The sequence below is a fragment of the Streptosporangium sp. NBC_01469 genome (assembly GCF_036227305.1).
Lineage (GTDB): Bacteria > Actinomycetota > Actinomycetes > Streptosporangiales > Streptosporangiaceae > Streptosporangium.
Map to the genome: position 1 here is coordinate 4,043,646 of NZ_CP109465.1, position 19,944 is coordinate 4,063,589.

The window sequence follows — 19,944 nt, forward strand, 5'->3', positions numbered from 1 at the left end:
AGCATGCGTATGGAGCGACGTCCTGGCGTGCCCAGGCTATTGAGGGAGATCAACGACAGGGCCGCCCTGGAGCTGTTGCTCGCTTCCGGACCGCTGACGCGGGGGCAGATCGGCGAGCTCACGGGCCTTTCCAAGGTGACGGCGTCGCAGACGCTCGCCCGCCTGGAGGGGCGCGGGCTGGTGGAGGTCGCGGGGGAGCAGGCGGGGGGCCGCGGGCCCAATGCCGCGCTTTATGGGATTATTTCCTCCTCGGCCTATGTGGCTGGTCTGGATGTCGGCCCGGAATTCGTCACGACCGCCATCGCCGATATCCACGGGGAGATCGTCGCCGAGGTGCGGGTGGCACCGAGCGGGCACGACGATCCGGTGGCCCTCGTGCACAACGCGGTGGTCAAGGCGTGCCGGTCGGCCAAGGTCGCGCTCTCCAAACTGCGCTCGGTCGTCATCGGCACCCCGGGCGTGGTCGACCCCCGCACCGGAGACGTGCAGTTCTCCTTCGACCTGCCCGGCTGGCACGAGGGCATCCACGAGGCGCTCGCCCGTGACCTGCGTCGCGACGTCAGGATAGAGAACGACGTGAACCTCGTCGCCATCGCCGAGCGCACCCTGGGGGCCGCCCGCGAGGTCGACGACTTCGTGCTCCTCTGGGTGGGGCGCGGCATCGGCCTCGGCGTCGTGCTCGGCGGGCGGCTGCACCGGGGCCGGTCCGGCAGCGCGGGCGAGATCGGCTACCTGCCGGTGCCCGGGGTGCCGCTGGCCGAGGACGTGCGGGCCGTGCCGGGCAGGCTGCCGTCGCTCGCCGGGGGCCTGCAGTCCCTGGTCAGCGCCGAGGCGGTCGCCGAGCTCGCCGCGACGTACGGCTTCGAGGGGGAGAGCGCCGCCGAGTGCGTCGCGGCGGCGGTCGCGGCCGGGGAGCGGGGAGAGCCCCTGATCGACGACATCGCGGGGCGGCTGGCGCTGGGGGTGGCGTCGGTGTGCGTCGTGCTCGACCCCGGGCTCGTGGTGCTCGCGGGGGAGGTCAGCAGGGCCGGGGGTGACGAGCTCACCTCCAGGATCGAGGAGGCGGTGGCCAGGAGCTGCCCGGTACGGCCGCAGGTGGTGGCCAGCGAGGTGGGGGGCAACCCGGTGCTGCGCGGGGCCGTCATCGCCGCCCTGGAACAGGCCAGGGAGGAGATCTTCACCTCCTGAGCCCCCAGTTTCAACCCTGAGCCTGGAGTCTTTGGGGCCGGACCCCGGAGCCCCGGATCCCGGATGTCCGGCGGGGCAGGGGACTCTTCTCGGCGAACGGCCGTCGCGCGGCGGGCAAGATCCCCTATGCTGGCGCGGAAATGTCATGAAAAAGACATCTTTCCGTGATCGAGGATGGGGACAAATGACGGCTGTCATCGCCGTGCTGCATGCCGAGGACGTCGCCCTGGAGTTCGTCTCCGTCCTGCGGGACCACGCAGACCAGGACGTCCTGGTGGTCGTCGGGCAGAAGAGGACGAGCGTGACCCTGCCTGCGGGGCTGTCCCTGCGGGAGCGCCTGGAACTGCTCGGCCCCATGGTGGAGCCCGGGGGCAACACCGCGGAGCTGCCCGTCCCCGCCGACGTGGCGGCCCTGCTCGGCGAGGCGCCCGGCCAGGTCTGGACCCACTCGCCCGCCGACCACCGCATCCGCCGGGCCCGGTTCGGCTGGATCGTCTCCCGCGCCGTGTCGCCGTTCTCGCCGGCCTCCGTGTCCTCGCCGTCCTCGCCGTCCTCGCCGTCCTCGCCGTCCTCGCCGTCCTCGCCGTCCCTGCCGGCCGTGACCTGCTCGGTCGGCGACAATCCCTTCCTGCAGACGATCCCCGCCACGGCGACCGCGATCACCGCCGCCGAGGCCGGGGCGAAGATCGATTTCATCAACCGGCGTGCCGGTGAGCTGCTGCGCAGCCGGGTGGCCGACCGGCTCGTCACCACGGACCGGGTTCCGGCCGTCGAGAGGTTCTTCACCGCGAGCGCCGCGCAGGCCAACCGCCTCTACGCGCTGATCTCCAGCCTCGGGGACGACGCCGCGGTGGCCGACGACCCGTGGGAGTTCGGGCGCTCGGCCTACGAGGCCGCGCGGCTGGACGCGACCGCCGCGTGGACCGCCCGCTGGTGCTCCCCGCAGGACGGGCCGATCGTGGAGGTCGGGGCGTGCCAGGGGGAGCTCACCCGCCGGCTGGCGGGGAAGGGCTACCGGGTCCAGGCGACCGAGCCCAACGCGGGTTTCCGCGCCCGCCTGGCCGAGCGGGCGGAGCCGGGAGTGGAGGTGCTCCCGGACAGCCTGGAGGACCTCGCCGACCACGGGGAGCGCCAGGCGGCGGCGTACCTGCTCGTCGAGATGCTCTACTACGACCAGGACCTGACACTCCTCGACCGGTTGCCGACCGACCTGGTCCTCCTCGCGCTGGAGAGCGGCCAGCTCAACGAGCGGATCTGGCCCTGGCTGCGCGAGCAGCACACCTGGCGGGTCGCCGAGCGCGTCGAGCTCGCCCCGCCGACGCTGGAGTCCGTCTGCGACGGCCTCGCCTACCTGCGCAAGCGGGGCAGCCGCGGTCTCGTCCTGGCCAGGGCGGGGTGGAGACGATGAGCTGGGAGACGATCGTGGTCTCGCCGCACTTCGACGACGCGGTGCTGTCGGCGGCGGGTCTGCTCGCCCGCCGCGAGGGGAACGCGGCGATCGTCACGGCGCTGGGCGGCGCCGGTGAGACGCTCTCGGCGTGGGACCGGCTGTGCGGGTTCGCCTCGGCGGAGGAGACGGCGCGGGAGCGGCGGGCCGAGGACGCGCGGGCGTGCGAGATCCTCGGGGTCGACCAGGTGGCGCTGGACAATCCGGACGTCCCCGCGGCCCGGCTCCCGCTGGACGACCTGGAGGCGTTCCTCACCGAGCACGTCACCCCGCGCACGCGCGTGCTGGTCCCGATGGGGATCGGCAACGCCGACCACGAGGCCGTACGCGACCGGGCGCTCGACGTGCTGGAGAAGCTCGACACCCTGGAGCCCTGGGTCTACGCCGACCTTCCCTACGCCGCCGTCGTGCGGGAGTGGGGGAGCCCGGCGGCCGGGGAGGCCCTGGCGGCGAGTCCGCCGGTCCGCGCGCTCGCCGGGCGCCACCGCCTCCGGCCGGGGCCGAGGCTGCGCCTGGACGGGGACGGGTGGACGCTCAAGCGGCGCGCCGTCCTGGCGTACGCCTCGCAGATCGCGCCGCTCGCCTGCGACTACGGGGAGTTTCTCGCGATGCCGGGCCCCCTCCAGCACGAGCTGGTGTGGGTCCTCGGCGACTGACCTCCCACGGCGCCGTACGTCGACGCCCCGCGGCTCGGTCGCGGGCCCGCGGTGTGGGCGGGGGCGCCGTGAGGGTCGTACGTCACGTCCGGCGGTGAGCCGCGCGGTCACGGGTCGCGGTAGGGGCAGGGGCGCCGTGAGAGCCGTGCGTCAACGCCCCGGTGAGCCGTGCGGCGCGGTCGCGGGCGGGGCGCCGTGAGGGCGGTGGCGGGGGTCAGCCGCCGGTGGCCGGAAGCGGGTGGCGGCCCGAGAGGAGTTCGGCGGCGGCCTGACCCGAGGCGGTGGTCGCGCCGTGGGTGGTGATGTGGACGGCGCCCGGGGTGGCCGGGCCCGGCAGGCCCATCTCCACCACGATCGCGTCGGGGCGCCGTGACAGCAGGGCGTCCAGGCGGTCCGAGACCCAGGCGTGCCGGTGGGCGTCGCGTACCACGATCACCAGCGGGCGCCCGTCGGGGGGCGGCGGGACCGGGTCGCCGGAGCCGAGCCGCAGGGCCGTCGTGCCCGGCAGCAGCGCGGCCAGCGGCGAGGCGACACCCCACGGGGTGGCGCGGTCGACGGCGATGTTCGTCTCGGAGACGAACTCGATCACCTGGGGCGCGGCGGGCAGCGGGAGCCCGTCACCGCGGACCCGCAGGGCCCGCCTGGCCGCGGCGAGCCCCGCGGGCTTCCCCGCCGGGCTCGTCTCGCCGGCCGTTCGCCGTCGCTCCGCCGACCAGGCGGCCAGGCGGCGGACCCGGAAGGCGGCCTCGGCCAGGCGTTCCTCGGAAAGGGTCCCGTCGGCCACCGCGCCCATGATGGCGTTGCGCATGAACCCGACCACCCCGGGGCCCTTGCGCTCGCCGCCCACGCAGATCGCGTCGGCCCCGGCGGCGAGGGCGCGGACCGCCGCCCCGGTCACGCCGTACCGCTCGGCCACCGAGGGCATCTCCACGCCGTCGGTCACGATCAGACCGTCGAAGCCCAGTTCCTCCCTGAGCAGCCCGACCAGGATGCGGGCGCTCATGGTGGCGGGGAGGTCGGGGTCGTAGGCGGGCACGAGCAGGTGGCCGGTCATCACGGCACGCACCCCGGCCTCGATGGCGGCCCGGTAGGGCGGGAGCGTGGTGGCGGCGAGCTCCTCGGCCGAGTAGGCGACGGTCGGCAGGTCGTCGTGCGAGTCGACGGCGGTGGCGCCGTGGCCGGGGAAGTGCTTGGCGCAGGCGGCGACCCCCGCCGACTGGAGGCCGGTGACCCAGGCGCGGGCGTGCCGGGCGACCAGCCGGGGGTCGGCGCCGAACGCGCGGGTGCCGACGACGGGATTGTCCAGGTCGGAGTTGACGTCGACCACGGGAGCGTAGTTGAGGGTGATGCCCGCCGCGGCCATGTCCAGCCCGATCTCGCGGGCGACCCGCTCGGTCAGCCCGGGGTCGTCCACCGCGCCGAGCGCCAGGTTGCCGGGACGCGAGCTGCCGGTGAGCGCCTCCAGCCGGGTGACGTCGCCCGCCTCCTCGTCGGTGGCGATCACCACGTCCGGGTTCTCCGCGCGCAGTGCGGCGGTCAGCGCCCTGGTCTGCTCGCTGTCTACAAGATTCCGGGAGTAGAGCGCAACCCCTCCGAGCCCCTCGGCGAGCCGCCTCCGCAGCCAGTCGGGCACCTCCACGCCCACGAACCCGGGCTGCAACACGGTGTCGGCAAGCCCGGCCAGTTCGGGGCTCGCGCCGTTCGGTCCGGTCGTCCGGCCACCACGAACGGTCATCAACGCCTCCAGGTCGGTTCACGGCAAGTCGCTTGTCTCAGGCGTACCACATGTGTAGCATTCGGGTTGCGTAAATAGACAGGAAACTTTCCTAATAATTGTTTGTCAAGACTGCTGTCAGGGGCGACGCGGCCCCCGGCGCCTGCCCGAAGTGAGTCACCCACGAGGGAGACGGACAGGATGTCGCACGGCCCCTTCGACCTGCGGGGAATCCCGCTGGCGCTTCACCTGAACGGTCCCGTCGACGTTCCGGCGCTGCTGGGCGCGTGCGCCGACGTGGCCGACAGGCACCCGGTGCTCGGGCGTGTCAGGGTCACCCGCACGGAGTCGACCCCGGAGCGCTATCCCGGGGTCGCCACGGCCGAGGCGGCGCGCCCGTTCGACCTGGAGCGCGGCCCGCTCGCCAGGTTCACGCTGGTCACGGTGGGTCCCGAGCGTGTCAGGCTGCTCTTCACGGCGCACGGACGGGTGTTCGACGCGGACTCCAAGGACGTCCTGGTCCGCGACCTGGCCGACGCCTACTTCTCGCGGGCCACCCTGCCGGGGCCGACGTCGCACTCCTCCCCGGTCCCGTCGCCCTACGGCGCCTCGCCGGGCTCGCCGTCCGCGCGGACGGGCCGGCGCGACGGCGCCGGGGCGGACGGCGGGGCCTTCCAGGCGCCGCCCGACGGCGCCGAGGAGTTCTGGAAGGAGCGCGACCGCGAGCCCGCGGAGCTGGTCCTGCCCGGCCTGCGCGCCGTCCCGCGCGGCACCGGCCCCGGGGAGATCGTCGAGATGGTGCTCGGTGGCGCGGAGTCCGGTGCCCTCACCGGGGCCGCCACGGCGCTGGGCGCGACCAGGTTCGAGCTGCTGCTGGCGGCCGTGGGCGTGCTGCTGCGCCGGTACGGCACCTCCGCGTCACCGCTCGCCCTCGACCTCGGCACCCGGACGTGCGAGACGCGCGACCGCGTCGGGCCGTTCGTGGCGCGGGTGCCCTTCGTCCCGCACCCCGAACTCGACGAGGGGTTTCCCGGCTATCTGCGCACGGTCCGGGCCGAGCTCCACGCCATGTACCGGTTCCGGCACGCGCCCCCGGAACCGCCCTCCTCGCCGGTGCTGCTCAGTTACCGCAGGAGGGCGGCCGTCCCGGAGTTCCCCGGTCTCGGGGCGGGCGTGGAGTGGACGGTCTTCAACGGGGCCGCCCACGGCGCGCTGCACATCCAGGCGGTGGACGCCGGGCTGAGCCTCACCCTCGGCCTCCGCTTCAACCCCGCCGCGATCGACCACGACGACGTGTCCAGGATCGCGGGTCACCTGCGCGCGCTGCTGCGCGCCATCTCCGCGGAACCCCGTGCGAAGGTCGCGGATCTGGCGGAACCACCCCACCCCACGCCCCCAGAGGAGTCTCCCGTGACCGACCTGTTCGTCCCGGCCCCCGGCAACGTGACGGAACCCCCCGCCGGGGAGGATCCGATCACCACGGAGGTGCGGGAAATCTGGCAGGAGATCCTCCGCCTCGACGACATCGGGCTGGACGAGGACCTCTACGACCTCGGCGGGCACTCGCTGACCATCACCCAGATCATCGCCAGGACCCGCCGCAGGCTCGGCGTGGAGGTCTCGCTGGACGTCTTCTTCGACAACCCCACCATCGCCGGCCTCGTCGAGGAGGTCACGCGTCTGCGGGGCGAGGCCGCGTGAGCACGCTCTCGTACGCCCAGGAGCGCCTGTGGTTCCTGGACCGGCTCACTCCCGGGGACGGGACGTACAACATGATCGTCTGCGAGCGGCTCACCGGGCCGCTCGACGCCGACGCCCTGGAGCGGGCACTGGGCGAGGTGGTGGCCAGGCACGAGGCGCTGCGGACCGTCTTCCCCGAGGTCGGGGGCTCCCCGGCCGCGAGGGTCCTGGATCCCGCGCCGCTGGTCATGGAGAGGCTCGACCTGACCGGTGAGCCGCCGTACGGGACGCCGGAGCGGGGGACGGGCGGCAGCCTGGACGGGCCGTCGGGAGGTCCGCCGGGGGGTTCGCCGGGAGGTTTGCCGCACGAAGCGCCGGGGGGTTCGTCGGGCGGGGGTGAAGGTGGAGGTGCGGGGGCGTCGCGGGAGCGGGAGCTGGCGGCGTTGCTCGCCGAGCGGAGCAACCGGCCGTTCGACCTGGTCACCGGGCCGCTGCTGCGGGTGAGCCTGGTGCGTACCGGGCCCGGCGAGCACGTCCTGCTGGTCGTCGTGCACCACATCGCCGGGGACGCCTGGTCGATCGAGCAGGTCATGTTCGGGGAGCTGGCGTCGCTGTACACGGCCTTCAGCCTCGGGTTGCCGTCGCCCCTTCCGCCGCCCGCGCGGCAGTACGCCGACTACGTGCGCGAGCAGCGCGAGCACCCGGTGGACGTCGCCGCCGTGGTGCGCGAGCTCGACGGCGTCCCGGTGCTGGAACTGCCCACCGACCGGCCGCGCCCGGCCGTGCGGACCACCGAGGGCGACCTGGTGGTCCACCGGATCCCGCTGGAGCTGTGGCGGGGCATCACCGGGATGGCGCGGGCCGAGCGGTGCACGCCGTTCATGGCCGTGCTGGCCGCCTACCAGGTGCTGCTCTCCCGCTACACCGGCCAGGACGACTTCTGCGTCGGCACCCCCGTCGCGGGTCGCGCCGAGGAGGAGTTCGAGCGGGTCTTCGGCGTCTTCATCAACACCCTCGCCCTCCGCGCCGACCTGGCGGGCGACCCGACCTTCCGCGAGACGCTCAAGAGGTTGCGGCGGCGCGCCTTCACGATGTACGGCCACGCCGCGGTGCCGTTCGAGCACGTGGTGAGCGAGCTGCGCCTCGACCGCGACCCGGCCAGGACCCCCGTGTTCCAGACGATGCTGATGCTGGGCAACCCGGACGCCGGATCGCTCGACCTCGACGGCGTCCGCACCGCGCCGGTGGCGTCGGGCCTGGCCGTGGCCAAGTTCGACCTCTCCCTGGACGTGATCGTCTATCCCACGCACGTCCAGCTGATGTTCTCCTACAACACCGGCCTGTTCGACCGGTCCACGGTGGAGCGGATGGGCGCCCAGCTGGAGACGCTGTTCCGGTTGATCGTCGCCGACCCCGGCCGCCGCCTGTCGCGGCTGGAGATCCTGCCCGCCGCCGAACGCGCGATCGTGCTCGGCGGCGGATCGGCACCGGAGCCGGGGGACGTGCTCTCGGACGATCCGGACCGGGACTCGGGGGATGTGCTTTTCGACGGCCAGGTGGTGAGTGCGGTCGCCTCCCCTCCGGATGACCGGATTCGCGGGGACGTGCTCTCGGACGATCCGGCAGGGGATCCGGGGGACGTCCTCTCGGACGGCCCGGTTCGGGCGGTTCACGGGGCGGGGGAGTTCCTCGATCGGCTGATCGCCCGGCAGGCCGCCCGTACCCCCGGCGCCCCCGCCGTGATCACCCCCGCCGCTCCCGGCGGGGAGGGCGCCGTGCTCACGTACGGGGAGCTCGACCGGGCCTCGGACGCCGTGGCCGACCGGCTCCGGCCGCTGCTTGAGCGGCCGGTGGGGGACGGTATCGCCGAGGGCGGGGAGGCGCGGGTCGCGCTGGCGCTGGCCGCCGGGCCCGAGGCGATCGTGGCGCTGCTGGGGATCCTCAAGGCGGGTGCCGCCTACGTGCCGCTGGATCCGGCGCAGCCCGCCGAGCGGCTGGCGTACCTGCTGGCCGACTCCGGCGCGCGCGCGGCGATCGCGGACGGGGCGGAACTCGCCGGGTTCACCGGGCCGGTCGTCAGCCGGGACGACCTCGCCCTCTGGACGGACCTCTGGACAGATCTCTGGACGGACGGCGGCCCCACCGGAGGGGCGGCGGCGCGCGAGCCCGTCGCGGGGCACCCCGACCGGGCCGCCTACGTGATCTACACCTCCGGCTCCACCGGACGGCCCAAGGGGGTCGTCGTCGGCCACCGCACGCTCGCCCACCTGGCCCGGTCGTTCAGGGACCTGCACGGGTTCGGGCCGGGGGAGCGGGTGCTGATGGTCCCGCCGCTCAGCTTCGACGCCTCGGCGGGGGACGTCTTCCCCGCCCTGATCAGCGGCGCCGCGCTGGTGCTGCACCCCGCTCCCGCCTCGCTGACCGGACCCGCCCTCGCCGCCCTCTGCGCGGAGCACTCGATCACCATGGTCGACACCGCCTCGGCGCTCTGGCAGCAGTGGGTGGAGGAACTGGACGAGTTCACCGCCCCGGTCACCACCATGATGGTCGGCGGCGAGAGCGTACCGGTGGAACGCCTGCGCGCCTGGGCCGCGCTGACCGGCGGCCGGGTCGCGTTCCACAACCACTACGGGCCGACCGAGGCGACCGTCTGCGCCACCTCGTACCGCACGGTCGACGGCGCCGAGCTGGGCGCGGCCACGCACCTGCCGATCGGCGCCGCGCTGCCGCACACCCGCGTCTACGTGCTCGACCGCCACGGCAACCCGGCCCCGATCGGGGTGCCGGGCGAGATCCACATCGGCGGCGAGTGCCTGGCCCGCGGCTACCTGGGCCGCCCCGGGCAGACCGCCGAGCGCTTCCTGCCCGACCCGTTCTCGCCTCGGGCGGGAGCGAGGATGTACGCCACGGGTGACCTGGGAAGATACCGGCCCGAGGGGAACCTGGAGTTCCTGGGGCGCACCGACCGGCAGGTGAAGCTCCACGGTAACCGGATCGAGCCGGGAGAGGTCGAGGCGGCCTGCCTGGCCCACCCCGGCGTCCGCGAGGCCGTGGTCACCGCCGACACCCGGCGGCTCATCGCCTACCTGGTGGGAGACCGGCTCACCGTCGCCGAGCTGCGCGCGTTCCTCGCCGGGCGGCTTCCCGGCTACATGATGCCCGGCGCGGTCGTCACGCTCCCCGCGCTCCCGCTGACCTCGCACGGCAAGGTCGACTTCCGGGCGCTGCCCGAGCCGGACGCGGACGGCGAGGCCCCGCCGTACGAGCCGCCGAGGGAGGGCACCGAGCGGGTCATCGCCGCGATCTGGGCCGACGTGCTCAAGGCGGACCCCGGCCGGGGGGACAACTTCTTCGACCTCGGCGGGCACTCGCTGCTCGCCCCGCAGATCGTCTCCAGGATCGGCGCGGAGCTGGGGGTGACGGTCCCGATGACCGCGCTCTTCGCCGCGACCGACCTGGCCGGGCTGGCCGCCGCCGTGGACGAGCGGATCGGCCGCCCGGACGGGATACCCGGCCACGCCGAGGACGGGGGGCTCTCTCACGCCGGGTCCGCTTGGGTGGGCGGGAGCGCGGACGGCTGGGCGCCCGCCGCCGTGGACCTGTACGCGGAGGCGGTGCTGCCCGGCGACATCGCGTACACCGGAACGCCCGTCCCCGAGGGGCCGCCGCGCCGGGTGCTGCTCACCGGCGCCACCGGCTTCCTCGGCGCGTACCTGCTCGCCGGGCTGCTGGGCACCACGGACGCCGAGATCCACTGCCTGGTCAGGGGCGACACCCCGGCCGGGCGGCTGCGCGACAACCTCGACAGGTACGGGCTCTGGGACGAGCGCTTCGACGGCAGGATCGTCCCGCACGCCGGGGACCTCGACCTACCGGGCCTCGGGCTGACCGCCGGGGAGTTCGCGGAGCTGGCGGACTCGGCCGATCTCGTCGTGCACAACGGGGCCCTGGTCAACTTCGCCCTGCCCTACCGGCGGCTGCGCCGGGCCAACGTGGACGCCGTCCTGGAGATCCTGCGGCTGGCCGCGTCCGGCCGCGTCACCACGCCCGTCCACCTGGTCTCGACGCTCGGCGTGCACCTGACACCCGGGGAGCGCACGGTCAGGGAGGACACCCCGCTGCCGGATCCCGGCCCGCTGCACCTGGGCTACGACCAGAGCAAGTGGGTCGCCGACCGGCTCGCGGGCGCCGCCAGGGAGACCGGGCTGCCGATCGCGATCCACCGCCCGGCCAGGGTCTCCGCCGACAGCCGCACCGGCCGGTCGGTGCCCGGTGACTTCCTCGGCCGCCTCTTCGCCACGTGCGCCCGCCTCGGCGCGGTGCCCAAGGGGGAACGGATCGACATGGCCCCGGTCGACCACGTCGCCTCGGCGATCGTGCACCTGGCGACGAGCCGGGCCGTCGGCGACTTCCACTACCACAACCCGCGCGTGCTGACCTCGGAGGAACTCGTCGAGGGACTGCGCGAGCACGGCCTCCCGGTACGGCTCATGCCGGGCGTCCGATGGCGGCGGCTGGTCCGCGACCGGCTGGAGGTCGGCGACGACCTGCCGATCGCCCCCTACCCGGCGTTCTTCGCCGAGTACGGCACGCTGCCCGGCCCGTCCTTCGACTGCTCGGCCACCGAGGAGATCCTCGCCGCCGCCGGGCTGCTCTGCCCTCCGGCGGACGGGAAGCTGCTCGACCTCTATCTCGGTGACCACATCGGCACCGGAGTCCTCATGGGAGACAGCCGTGCATGACGGGATACGCCGGTTCGTCGTCATCTGGGCGGCGCAGCTGCTGTCGATCATCGGGTCGAGCCTGACGGGGTTCGTGCTGGGCGTCTGGGTCTACCAGCGCAACGGCTCGGCCACCGAGTTCGTGCTGATCATGCTGTGCGCGGTGCTGCCCGAGGTGCTGCTCTCCCCGCTCGCCGGGTCGCTGGCCGACCGGTGGGACCGCAGGCGGATGCTGATGGCCGCCGACGCCGGGGCCGCCGCGGTCACCGGTGCCCTCGCGCTGCTGCTCATCTACGGCTCGCTGGAGGTCTGGCACGTCTACGTGATCACGGTGGCCGGGGCCGTCTTCGGGACCTTCCACATGGCCGCGTACCACGCGATGATGCCGCTGATCATGCCGCAGCGGCACCTGGGCAGGGCGAACGGCCTGATGCAGGTCGCCGACTCGGTGAAGATCGCGGCGCCGCTGCTGGCGGGAACGCTCCTGGTCACGGTCGGCGTCACCGGCGTGGTCGTGATCGACCTGGTCACCTTCCTGGTCACCCGGGTGGTCATGTTCGCGGTGCGGCTGCCGCGCGAGGTCACCCGCCCCGGAGCCTCGGCCGCGCCGGAGCCGCTGCGCGGGGACCTGCTGTTCGGCTGGCGCTACCTGCGGGCCAGGCGCGGGCTGTTCCAGCTGGTCATGGTGCTGGCCGCCTACAACCTGTTCTTCGGGATGTCCGGGGTGCTGGTCCAGCCGCTGATCCTGTCGTTCGGGTCGGCCGCGGTGCTCGGGGCGCTGATGTTCGCGGGCGGCGCGGGGGTCTTCGCCGGGGGGCTGGTGCTGAGCGCGTGGGGCGGGCCGAGGCGGCGGGTGCGCGGTGTCGCGGTGTTCGTCGCCCTGGGAGGGGTGCTGCTCGCCCTGCACAGCCTCGCGCCCTCGCCCTGGCTGATCGCGGTGGTGGCGCCCGCCTTCCTGTTCACGCTGCCGTTCGTGCAGGGCACCGGGATGACCGTACTGCAGATCAAGACCGACCCCGCGGCGCTCGGCCGGGTCCTCAGCACGGTCCGCGCGCTCACCCAGACGGCCACGGTGCTCACCTACCTGGCCGCGGGACCGCTGGCCGACCGGGTCTTCGAACCGATGCTCGCCCCCGGCGGGGCGCTCTCCGGAACTCTCGGCGCCGTGATCGGCACGGGCGAGGGACGGGGCATCGCGGCGATCTTCCTGATCACCGGCCTGTGCCTGGTGGTGCTCGCGCCGCTCGCCTACCTCCGGCCCCGCCTGCGGAAGGTGGAGTCCGAGCTGCCCGACGCCGAGGACGTGCACGCCCCTCCGGAACCCGTCTCGGAACCCGTCTCGGAACCCGTCTCGGAACACGGTGTGGAAGCCGGTTCGCGTTCCGTCCCGGGACCTTTGACGGAAGGCGGTGTGGAAACCGTCCCGGAATCCGTCACGGAACGCCGCTCGGGGACCGGCCCGGAGGCCGGCCCGGGAACCGACGTCGCGCAAGTCGCGCAAGGAGACAGCGATGCCGCTCTATCTCGACCCTGAGGAACTCCGCGGGGCGCCGGGCGCCCACATCGACCTGATCGGCGCGATGGCGTTCCGGGCGGCGGGGGCCGCCCAGCGCCTGGGGGTCTTCGAGGCGCTCATGCCCGGCCCTCTCTCCGTGACGGAGCTGGCGGCCAGGACGGGCACCGACCCGGCGGGGCTCGCCGTGCTGCTGGAGGCGCTCGCCTCCTTCGGTTACCTCGACCGGGCCCCCGGCCGGGCGGGGGTGTACGGCAACAGCCCGATGGTGGCGGGCACCCTGGACAGGCGGAGCCCGTGGAGCTACGCCCCGGCCCTGGCCTTCTGGCAGGACGTCCTGGCCGAGCTCTGGGACGGCCTGGAGGAGTCGGTACGGACCGGCACCCCCCAGGTCGACTTCTACGCCTGGCTCGAGGAACGGCCCAGGACGCTGGCCGAGTTCCAGAGCATGCTCGACGGGATGGCCGCCGGGCTCGCCCCGCTGGTCGCCGCGAGCGCGCCGCACCCCGGGGAGCGCCTGCTCGACGTCGGCGGCGGGCACGCCCGCTACAGCATCGCGTTCTGCCAGGCGTACCCCGGGCTCACCGCGACGATCGCCGACCTGCCGAACGCCCTGGAGGGCGGCCGGGCCAGGATCGAGGCGGCCGGGCTGAGCGACCGCGTCGCCCTGCTCCCGGGTGACCTGGCCGGCCCCGGCGCCGGCCCCGGCATGGACCTGGGTGCCGGGCACGACACCGCGCTGCTGTTCAACCTCTGCCACGGGTTCGACGAGGCGGGCAACCGCGCGCTGTTCAAGAGGGTGGCGGGCGCGTTGCGCCCCGGCGGCGCGGTGGTCGTGCTGGAGACCTTCGCCGACCTGCCCGAGGGCACGCCCGCGACGGTCGAGGCGTTCATCCGGGCCTTCAGTCTCAACCTCGCCACCACCCAGGGCGGCAGGATCCACCCCTTCGCCGACATCGCCGCCTGGCTGTCCGACTCCGGATTCGGCCGGATCGAGCGGCGGCACGCCGACGGCCCCAACGAACTGCTCGTCGCCCGCCTGGAGACCGCATGAAGATCACTGTCATTGGAGCGGGTCCCGCGGGCACCCTCCTCGCCTGCTACCTGGCCGGGCGCGGGTTCCGGGTGGAGGTCTACGAGCGGCGGGCCGATCCCCGGCTGCTCGACGAGGACGAGAGCAGGTCGATCAACCTCGGCCTGTCCGCCAGGGGCATCGCGGCGCTCACCGACATCGGCCTGATGGACACCCTGTGGCCGCTCACCGTCCCGATGCGCGGCCGGGCCATCCACCTGCCCGGCGGCGTGGTGCCGTTCCAGCCCTACGGCGCCCACGAGGGAGAGATCCTCCACTCGGTCCTGCGCCACGACCTGATCACCACGCTCGTCGACCACGCCGAGGCCCAGCCGGGGGTGACCTTCCACTTCCGGCACCGGCTGGTCGGCCTGGACCGCGAGACGGCCGCCGCCCGCCTCGTCCACGAGGAGACCGGGGCCGAGAGCACCGTCGAAGGCGACGCGGTGATCGGCGCGGACGGCGCGTTCTCGCAGGTGCGGGCGCACATGCAGCACGGGCTGCGGGCCGACCACCACCAGGAGTTCCTGGAGTGGGGCTACAAGGAACTGACCATCCCCGCCGCCGACGACGGGTCGGCCAGGACCATGCTGGAGGCCCTGCACGTCTGGCCCGGTGAGGACGCCCTCATTGTCGCCCATCCCAACCGGGACAACTCGCTCACCGGCACGCTCTTCCTGCCCGTCGAGCGGTTCGGCGAGATCACCGACCCCGAGGAGTTCCTCGGGGAACGGTTCCCGGACACGCTCGACCTGATGCCCCACCTGGCCAAGGAGTACGCCGAGCACCCGGTGGGGCACCTGGTGTCGATCCGCACCTCGCCCTGGCACCACCGGGACCGGGTGGCGCTCATCGGCGACGCCTGCCACGCCGTCTACCCCTTCTACGGCCAGGGCATGAACTCGGCGCTCGAGGACTGCACGGTCCTCGACCGCTGCGTGGGCGACCACCCCGGGGACCTCGGGGCCGCCTTCGCCGAGTACCAGCGGCTGCGCAAACCGCACACCGACGTGCTCGACGAGCTGTCCAAGCAGAACTTCGTGGAACTGCGCGACCGGCTCAGGTCCCCGCTGCACCTGCTGCGCAAGAAGGCGGACCTGCTGCTCGCCCGGACACTCCCGGGCCGGTGGGTTCCGCTCTACACGATGATCTCCCACACCACCGTCCCGTACGCGGACGCGCTCGCCCGCGCCCGGCGGCAGGACGCGCTCCTGCGCCGGGCGGGGGCGGTGGCGGCCCTCGCCGGGCTGCTCGCCGCCGCTCCGGCCGTCGTCCGCCTCGCGCGCGGCTCCGGCCGCTCTCCGGGTGGCATCGACCTCACACCTGCCGTACGCGCCGCCGACGCCGCACACGTCGCACGCGCCGCCACGGCCGGCACCGACCTCACATCTCCCGTACGCGCCGCCGACGCCGCACACGTCGCACGCGGTGCCGACCCCGCACCCCGCACCGTCTTCGCACGTCTCGTACGCCTCACGCGCTTCGCACGTCGCGCACGCCTCGCACAGCGAAACACCCGGAAGGGCGAACCACCATGCTGACCGATCCCGCGGACCCCTCTCGCGTCCTCCTGGAGACCGCCGATCTGGCCGGTGACCACGATCTGGTCCTGCGCTACCGCACCCCGCTCAGGGAGATCGTCACCTGGGCACGAGAGTACCTCTGCCGCCCCCACGAGGAACTGGGCAGGAAGGGGCCCGTCTGCCCGTACGCCCAGACCGCGCTGGAGCGCGGCACCTTCTACCTGGCGGTCCGCCCCGGGCGGCCCGGCGGGCCCGAGGCCGCCGAGACCCTCGCCGGCTACCGCGACTGGTTCCCGAGGCTGCCCGCGACGCCGGGGGTGTCCTCGCAGTACCGCACGATCCTGGTCCTCTTCCCCGACCTGCCGGAGTCCGAGGCCGCGGCGGTGATCGACCACGCGCAGGAGACGCTCAAGTCGCGCTACGTCTCGGAGGGGCTGATGATCGGGGAGTTCTACCCCGGGCCGCCGCCCAAGGCGGGGCTGTGGAACCCCTCCTTCCGCCCGCTGGGCAGCCCGGTCCCGCTGCTGGCGATCCGGCACATGGTCGCCACCGACTTCCCGTTCCTGCGTGACGACCCCGCACAGGTCGCGGCGTACCTGGAACGTTTCGGCGACCGTCCGCCGGCCGCCCTCAGGGCGGAGATCCAGGCCGTCGCCGACCGCTACGGCCTGGTACCCGCGAACACGTCCTGCGCCGCCCCGTCCCTGACGGCGTCCTGAGAGAAGACACGACGGCCCGCCCCCGCGGTTCTCGCGGGGGCGGGCCGTGTCGTCGCCGGTACGTCCTCGATCGTGTCGCCGGGTGCCGCCCGGCCGCGGCAGGAGCGGCCGGGCGGTGGGACGGGCCGGCGGGGGCGGTGCCGTCAGACGCCGAGGAGCCAGCGCCCGCACCGCGCCCGCAAGCGCCTGGCCACGGGGGCCGGTGCCGTCAGACGCCGAGGAGCTCGGCGGCGGCCTGGGCGTTGGCGCGGGCGGCGCCGTAGGTGGCCAGGTAGGTGACACCCTCCGGGCGCCAGATCGGCAGGCCCATCTCGACCACCGTGGCGTCGGGGCGGGCGGCCAGCAGCGCGGAGACCACCGACTGGCTGACCTCGTAGCGGTGGGCGTCCTTGACGACGACGATCAGGGAGCGGCCCGAGGCGCGCTCCAGGATGTCCGCCACGTCGGCCACCTCCGGCTTGACCCGCAGCACCTCCGCCTGCGGCAGCAGCAGCGGCGTGAAGCCCCACGGCACGTCGCCGACCGCGATGGTCGGCGGGGTGTCCACCTCGACCACCAGCGGGTCGACCAGGGGGGAGGCCGAGCCGGTGAGGCTGACCGCGCGGCGGGCGGCGGTGAGGCCGATCACGTCCGGCTCGGCCTCACCGGTGTGGGGCGTGCCGAACCAGGCGCGCAGGGCGGCGACCCGCTCGGCCGCCGCCTCCAGGCGGGCCGCGGGGAGCCGTCCGTCGTGGACGGCCGCGACGATCTCGTCCACGATGAGGCGGATGTCGTCCTCGGTGGGGATCGGGCCGAGGCAGAGCAGGTCGGCTCCGGCGGCGAGGGAGAGCACCGAGCCTCCGGCGAGGCCGTAGGCGGCGGTGACGGCCTTCATGTCGAGGGCGTCGGTGATGATCACGCCCTCGTAGCCCATCTCGCCGCGGAGCAGGCCGGTCAGGGCCGCGGGGGAGAGCGTCGCGGGAAGCGCGCCGGTGACGGCGGGGACGCGGACGTGCGCGGTCATGATGGACCTGGTCCCGGCCTCGATCGCGGCGCGGAAGGGCACCAGCTCGCGCTCGCGCAGCAACTCCACGGAGGCGTCGACGAGCGGGACCTCCAGGTGGGAGTCCTGCCGGGTCGCGCCGTGGCCGGGGAAGTGCTTGACGCAGGCGGCCACTCCCGCCGACTGCAGACCGTGGACCGCGGCGACGGTGTGCCGGGCGACGAGCGCGGTCTCCGCCCCGAACGAGCGGGTGCCGATCACCGGGTTGTCGGCGGCGGTGTTGACGTCCGCGGACGGAGCCATGTCCAGGTTGACGCCGCAGCGGGCCAGGTCGTCGCCGATGGACCGGTAGACCCGCCGGGTGAGCTCGACGTCGTCCACGGCGCCGAGGGCGGCGTTGCCGGGGTACGGGCTGCCGACGTGGTAGGCGAGCCGGGTGACGTCACCCCCCTCCTCGTCCAGCGATATGACCGGATCGGCGGACGCGCGCAGGCGGGAGGTGAGAGCGGACAGCTGTGCGGCGTCGGCGACGTTGAAGCCGAAGAGCGTGACGCCGCCGAGACCGTTCTCCAGCTCCCGCAGCACCCACTCGGGTGCCTCGGTGCCCTGGAACGCGGCGAGCAGCGTACCGGCCGCGAGACGACGCAGCCCCTGATCGCCGCGATCCGCGATGAACTCAGACATGGCGGTAGGTGTTCCTTACCTGAGATGTAGGGGGGTGTCGGACATGGGAGTAAACAATGTGAAAACAGGCAGGGCTGGTACGGCCCGCGCCTTGTGGGTGCGCGCCGTACCAGCACCGATGGGGTCAGCCCTTGACGGCGCCCGCGACCAGTCCGGAGACCATCCGCCGCTGCACCAGCAGGAAGAAGATGATGACCGGGATGGTCATCAGGGTGGAGGCGGCCATGATGCCGCCCCAGTCCACCGACCGCTGGCTGACGAAGTAGCGCAGCGCCACGGGCATGGTGTAGCTGCCCTGGTCGCCGATGAGCGTCAGCGCGAACACGAACTCGTTCCACGCGGTGATGAACGAGAAGATGCTGGTCGCCACCAGGCCGGGGGCCACCAGCGGGAACAGTACCTTCCAGAAGGTGGCGAACCGGCTCGCGCCGTCGATCCAGGCGGCCTCCTCCAGCTCCTTGGGCACCGCCGCGACGAAGGTGCGCAGCATCCAGATGGCGAACGGCAGCGTCATGGCGACGTTCACCACGATGAGGCCGAGGAGCTGGTCGTACAGCCCGGCCCGCCTGACCATCATGAACAGCGGGATGAGCAGCGCCTCGCCGGGGACCATCTGCACGATGAGCAGCAGGATCAGGAACGAGGTGCGGAAGCGGAACCGGAAGCGGGCCACCGCGGTCGCCGCCAGCAGGGAGAACACCGCGCCGATGAGCACGGTGCCGAGGGCCACGATGGCGCTGTTGAGCAGGTAGCGCCAGATGGAGTGGCCCGCGACGCCCTCGGTGAAGACCCGCTTCACGTGTTCGAGCGTGAAATCGGTGGGGAACGGGATGAAGTCCGTCGTGAAGATCTGCTCGCTGCTCTTGAAGGCCGTGGTCACCATCCAGTAGACGGGGAACACCGCGAACAGGAACACCACGACGGCCATGGCGTTCAGGCCGGCCTTGCCGAGCTTCTTGCGCCTCTTGAGGTTGCCCTGCGTCCCGTACGAGGGCTTCCCGCGCCGGGGTGCCCGGGTGTCGTAGGTGGTCATCGCACGTCCTCCGTCTTCACGATCTGGCGGACGTAGAAGAAGGTGATGACGAGCAGGATCAGCGTCAGCACCACCGCGATGGCCGCGCCCATGCCCATCTTGGGCGGCGCGCTGAAGGCCTGGGTGAAGGCGAAGAGCGACAGGTTGAACGCCTCCCGGTTGGACGTGCCGCCCGCCAGCACGAACAGCTGGGTGAAGACCTTGAAGTCCCAGATCACCGAGAGCACCGTCAGCACCGCGAAGACCGGCTTCAGCAGCGGGAAGGTGATCCTCCAGAAGATCCGCCACGCGGAGGCGCCGTCCACCCTGGCGGCCTCGTACAGCTCCTGGGAGATGCTCTTCAGCCCGGCCAGGATCGAGACCGCGATGAACGGGAACGACGCCCAGACCACCGCGATGATCAGCACGATGTAGATGGTGAACGCGTCGTTGAGCCAGGGCTCGCCGGTCCAGTCGGAACGGCCGAACAGCAGGGAGGAGAACCAGTCGGGCAGCGCGTTGAGCGCCCAGTTGATGACGCCCGACTCCGCGTCGAACAGCCAGCGCCAGATGATCGCGGTGGCGATCTGCGGGGTGGCCCAGGCGGCCATGATGCCGACGATCAGGAAGGTCGACATCTTCTTGCCCAGCTTGTGCAGGAGCAGGCCGACCAGCGTGCCGAGGATCAGGGTGCACGCCACCGTGACGACGGCGAAGACGACGGTGTTGCGGAGCGACGTCCAGAACAGCTCGGACTCGACCAGCTTCTGGTAGTTCTCCAGGCCGACGGACTCGGCCGGCACTCCCCGGATCTGCCGCAGTCCCACGTTCTGGAAGGACATGACGACCATCTGGTACAGCGGGTAGAGCAGCAGGCCGGCGATGACGAGCAGGCCGGGGACGAGCAGCGCGTAGGGGACCACCCAGGCGGGCAGTCCGCTGGACCTGCGCGGGGGCGTGGCGCCTCGGTGCCCCCGCGCCGGGACGGAGGGGGTGCCCCCGTCCCGGGCGATGGTTGAGGTGTTCGCCATGG

At 73.3% G+C, this 19,944-nt stretch carries 13 protein-coding genes; 9 read left to right on the forward strand and 4 right to left on the reverse strand.

Annotated features, from left to right (window positions below; genetic code table 11):
* Positions 1-9: 9 nt before the first annotated feature.
* The 3 genes from OG587_RS18205 (at position 10) to OG587_RS18215 (ending at position 3,291) form a co-directional block, all read left to right on the forward strand.
* Positions 10-1,188 (forward strand): ROK family transcriptional regulator, encoded by a 1,179-nt coding sequence (locus tag OG587_RS18205; RefSeq protein ID WP_329091815.1) that lies wholly within the window; start codon positions 10-12, stop codon positions 1,186-1,188.
* Between the two features lie 184 nt (positions 1,189-1,372).
* The gene (locus OG587_RS18210) at positions 1,373-2,596 is read left to right on the forward strand and encodes a hypothetical protein (RefSeq protein ID WP_329091816.1); all 1,224 of its coding nucleotides are present in this window, start codon (positions 1,373-1,375) and stop codon (positions 2,594-2,596) included.
* The gene (locus OG587_RS18215; protein WP_329091818.1) at positions 2,593-3,291 is read left to right on the forward strand and encodes a PIG-L deacetylase family protein; all 699 of its coding nucleotides are present in this window, start codon (positions 2,593-2,595) and stop codon (positions 3,289-3,291) included. The genes OG587_RS18210 and OG587_RS18215 overlap by 4 nt, the downstream gene beginning before the upstream one ends.
* Positions 3,292-3,505: 214 nt before the next feature.
* On the opposite strand, the gene OG587_RS18220 is transcribed toward OG587_RS18215, so the two are convergent.
* Positions 3,506-5,026 carry a glycoside hydrolase family 3 protein gene (locus tag OG587_RS18220; protein ID WP_329091820.1) on the reverse strand — a complete coding sequence of 507 codons (1,521 nt, stop codon included), beginning with the start codon at positions 5,024-5,026 and terminating at the stop codon, positions 3,506-3,508.
* A 180-nt stretch (positions 5,027-5,206) separates the two neighbouring features.
* On the opposite strand from OG587_RS18220, the gene OG587_RS18225 reads away from it, so the two are divergent.
* From OG587_RS18225 to OG587_RS18250, 6 genes are read left to right on the forward strand one after another with little or no spacing between them, the layout of a single operon-like run.
* Positions 5,207-6,706, forward strand: coding sequence for a condensation domain-containing protein (locus OG587_RS18225; protein ID WP_329091822.1), 1,500 nt, complete (start codon positions 5,207-5,209; stop codon positions 6,704-6,706).
* A complete protein-coding gene (locus OG587_RS18230) occupies positions 6,703-11,427 on the forward strand; it encodes a non-ribosomal peptide synthetase (protein WP_329091824.1) in 4,725 nt (1,574 codons plus the stop codon). Before OG587_RS18225 ends, OG587_RS18230 begins: the two co-directional genes overlap by 4 nt.
* On the forward strand, positions 11,420-12,940 hold the full coding sequence (locus tag OG587_RS18235) for an MFS transporter (RefSeq protein WP_329091826.1): 1,521 nt from the start codon (positions 11,420-11,422) through the stop codon (positions 12,938-12,940). Before OG587_RS18230 ends, OG587_RS18235 begins: the two co-directional genes overlap by 8 nt.
* A complete protein-coding gene (locus OG587_RS18240) occupies positions 12,918-13,973 on the forward strand; it encodes a methyltransferase (protein WP_329091827.1) in 1,056 nt (351 codons plus the stop codon). Before OG587_RS18235 ends, OG587_RS18240 begins: the two co-directional genes overlap by 23 nt.
* On the forward strand, positions 13,970-15,532 hold the full coding sequence (locus OG587_RS18245; protein WP_329091828.1) for an FAD-dependent oxidoreductase: 1,563 nt from the start codon (positions 13,970-13,972) through the stop codon (positions 15,530-15,532). Before OG587_RS18240 ends, OG587_RS18245 begins: the two co-directional genes overlap by 4 nt.
* Positions 15,526-16,233 (forward strand): DUF6875 domain-containing protein, encoded by a 708-nt coding sequence (locus tag OG587_RS18250; protein WP_329091830.1) that lies wholly within the window; start codon positions 15,526-15,528, stop codon positions 16,231-16,233. The genes OG587_RS18245 and OG587_RS18250 overlap by 7 nt, the downstream gene beginning before the upstream one ends.
* 208 nt (positions 16,234-16,441) lie before the next feature.
* Here OG587_RS18250 and OG587_RS18255 read toward each other — a convergent pair whose 3' ends face one another.
* The 3 genes from OG587_RS18255 to OG587_RS18265 form a co-directional block, all read right to left on the reverse strand.
* The gene (locus OG587_RS18255; protein WP_329091832.1) at positions 16,442-17,899 is read right to left on the reverse strand and encodes a glycoside hydrolase family 3 protein; all 1,458 of its coding nucleotides are present in this window, start codon (positions 17,897-17,899) and stop codon (positions 16,442-16,444) included.
* Positions 17,900-18,023: 124 nt separating this feature from the next.
* A complete protein-coding gene (locus OG587_RS18260) occupies positions 18,024-18,932 on the reverse strand; it encodes a carbohydrate ABC transporter permease (RefSeq protein WP_329091834.1) in 909 nt (302 codons plus the stop codon).
* Entirely contained in the window at positions 18,929-19,942 is a 1,014-nt protein-coding gene (locus OG587_RS18265) for a carbohydrate ABC transporter permease (protein ID WP_329091836.1), read from the reverse strand. The genes OG587_RS18260 and OG587_RS18265 overlap by 4 nt, the downstream gene beginning before the upstream one ends.
* Positions 19,943-19,944 lie beyond the last annotated feature (2 nt).

Bases quoted from the DNA above. Each gene is read 5' to 3' on its own strand.
- OG587_RS18265 (WP_329091836.1), bottom strand. From the start codon at position 19,942: ATGGCGAACACCTCAACCATCGCCCGGGACGGGGGCACCCCCTCCGTC.
- OG587_RS18225 (WP_329091822.1), top strand. From the start codon at position 5,207: ATGTCGCACGGCCCCTTCGACCTGCGGGGAATCCCGCTGGCGCTTCAC.
- OG587_RS18205 (WP_329091815.1), top strand. From the start codon at position 10: ATGGAGCGACGTCCTGGCGTGCCCAGGCTATTGAGGGAGATCAACGAC.
- OG587_RS18255 (WP_329091832.1), bottom strand. From the start codon at position 17,899: ATGTCTGAGTTCATCGCGGATCGCGGCGATCAGGGGCTGCGTCGTCTC.
- OG587_RS18240 (WP_329091827.1), top strand. From the start codon at position 12,918: ATGCCGCTCTATCTCGACCCTGAGGAACTCCGCGGGGCGCCGGGCGCC.
- OG587_RS18245 (WP_329091828.1), top strand. From the start codon at position 13,970: ATGAAGATCACTGTCATTGGAGCGGGTCCCGCGGGCACCCTCCTCGCC.
- OG587_RS18250 (WP_329091830.1), top strand. From the start codon at position 15,526: ATGCTGACCGATCCCGCGGACCCCTCTCGCGTCCTCCTGGAGACCGCC.
- OG587_RS18215 (WP_329091818.1), top strand. From the start codon at position 2,593: ATGAGCTGGGAGACGATCGTGGTCTCGCCGCACTTCGACGACGCGGTG.
- OG587_RS18220 (WP_329091820.1), bottom strand. From the start codon at position 5,026: ATGACCGTTCGTGGTGGCCGGACGACCGGACCGAACGGCGCGAGCCCC.
- OG587_RS18260 (WP_329091834.1), bottom strand. From the start codon at position 18,932: ATGACCACCTACGACACCCGGGCACCCCGGCGCGGGAAGCCCTCGTAC.
- OG587_RS18210 (WP_329091816.1), top strand. From the start codon at position 1,373: ATGACGGCTGTCATCGCCGTGCTGCATGCCGAGGACGTCGCCCTGGAG.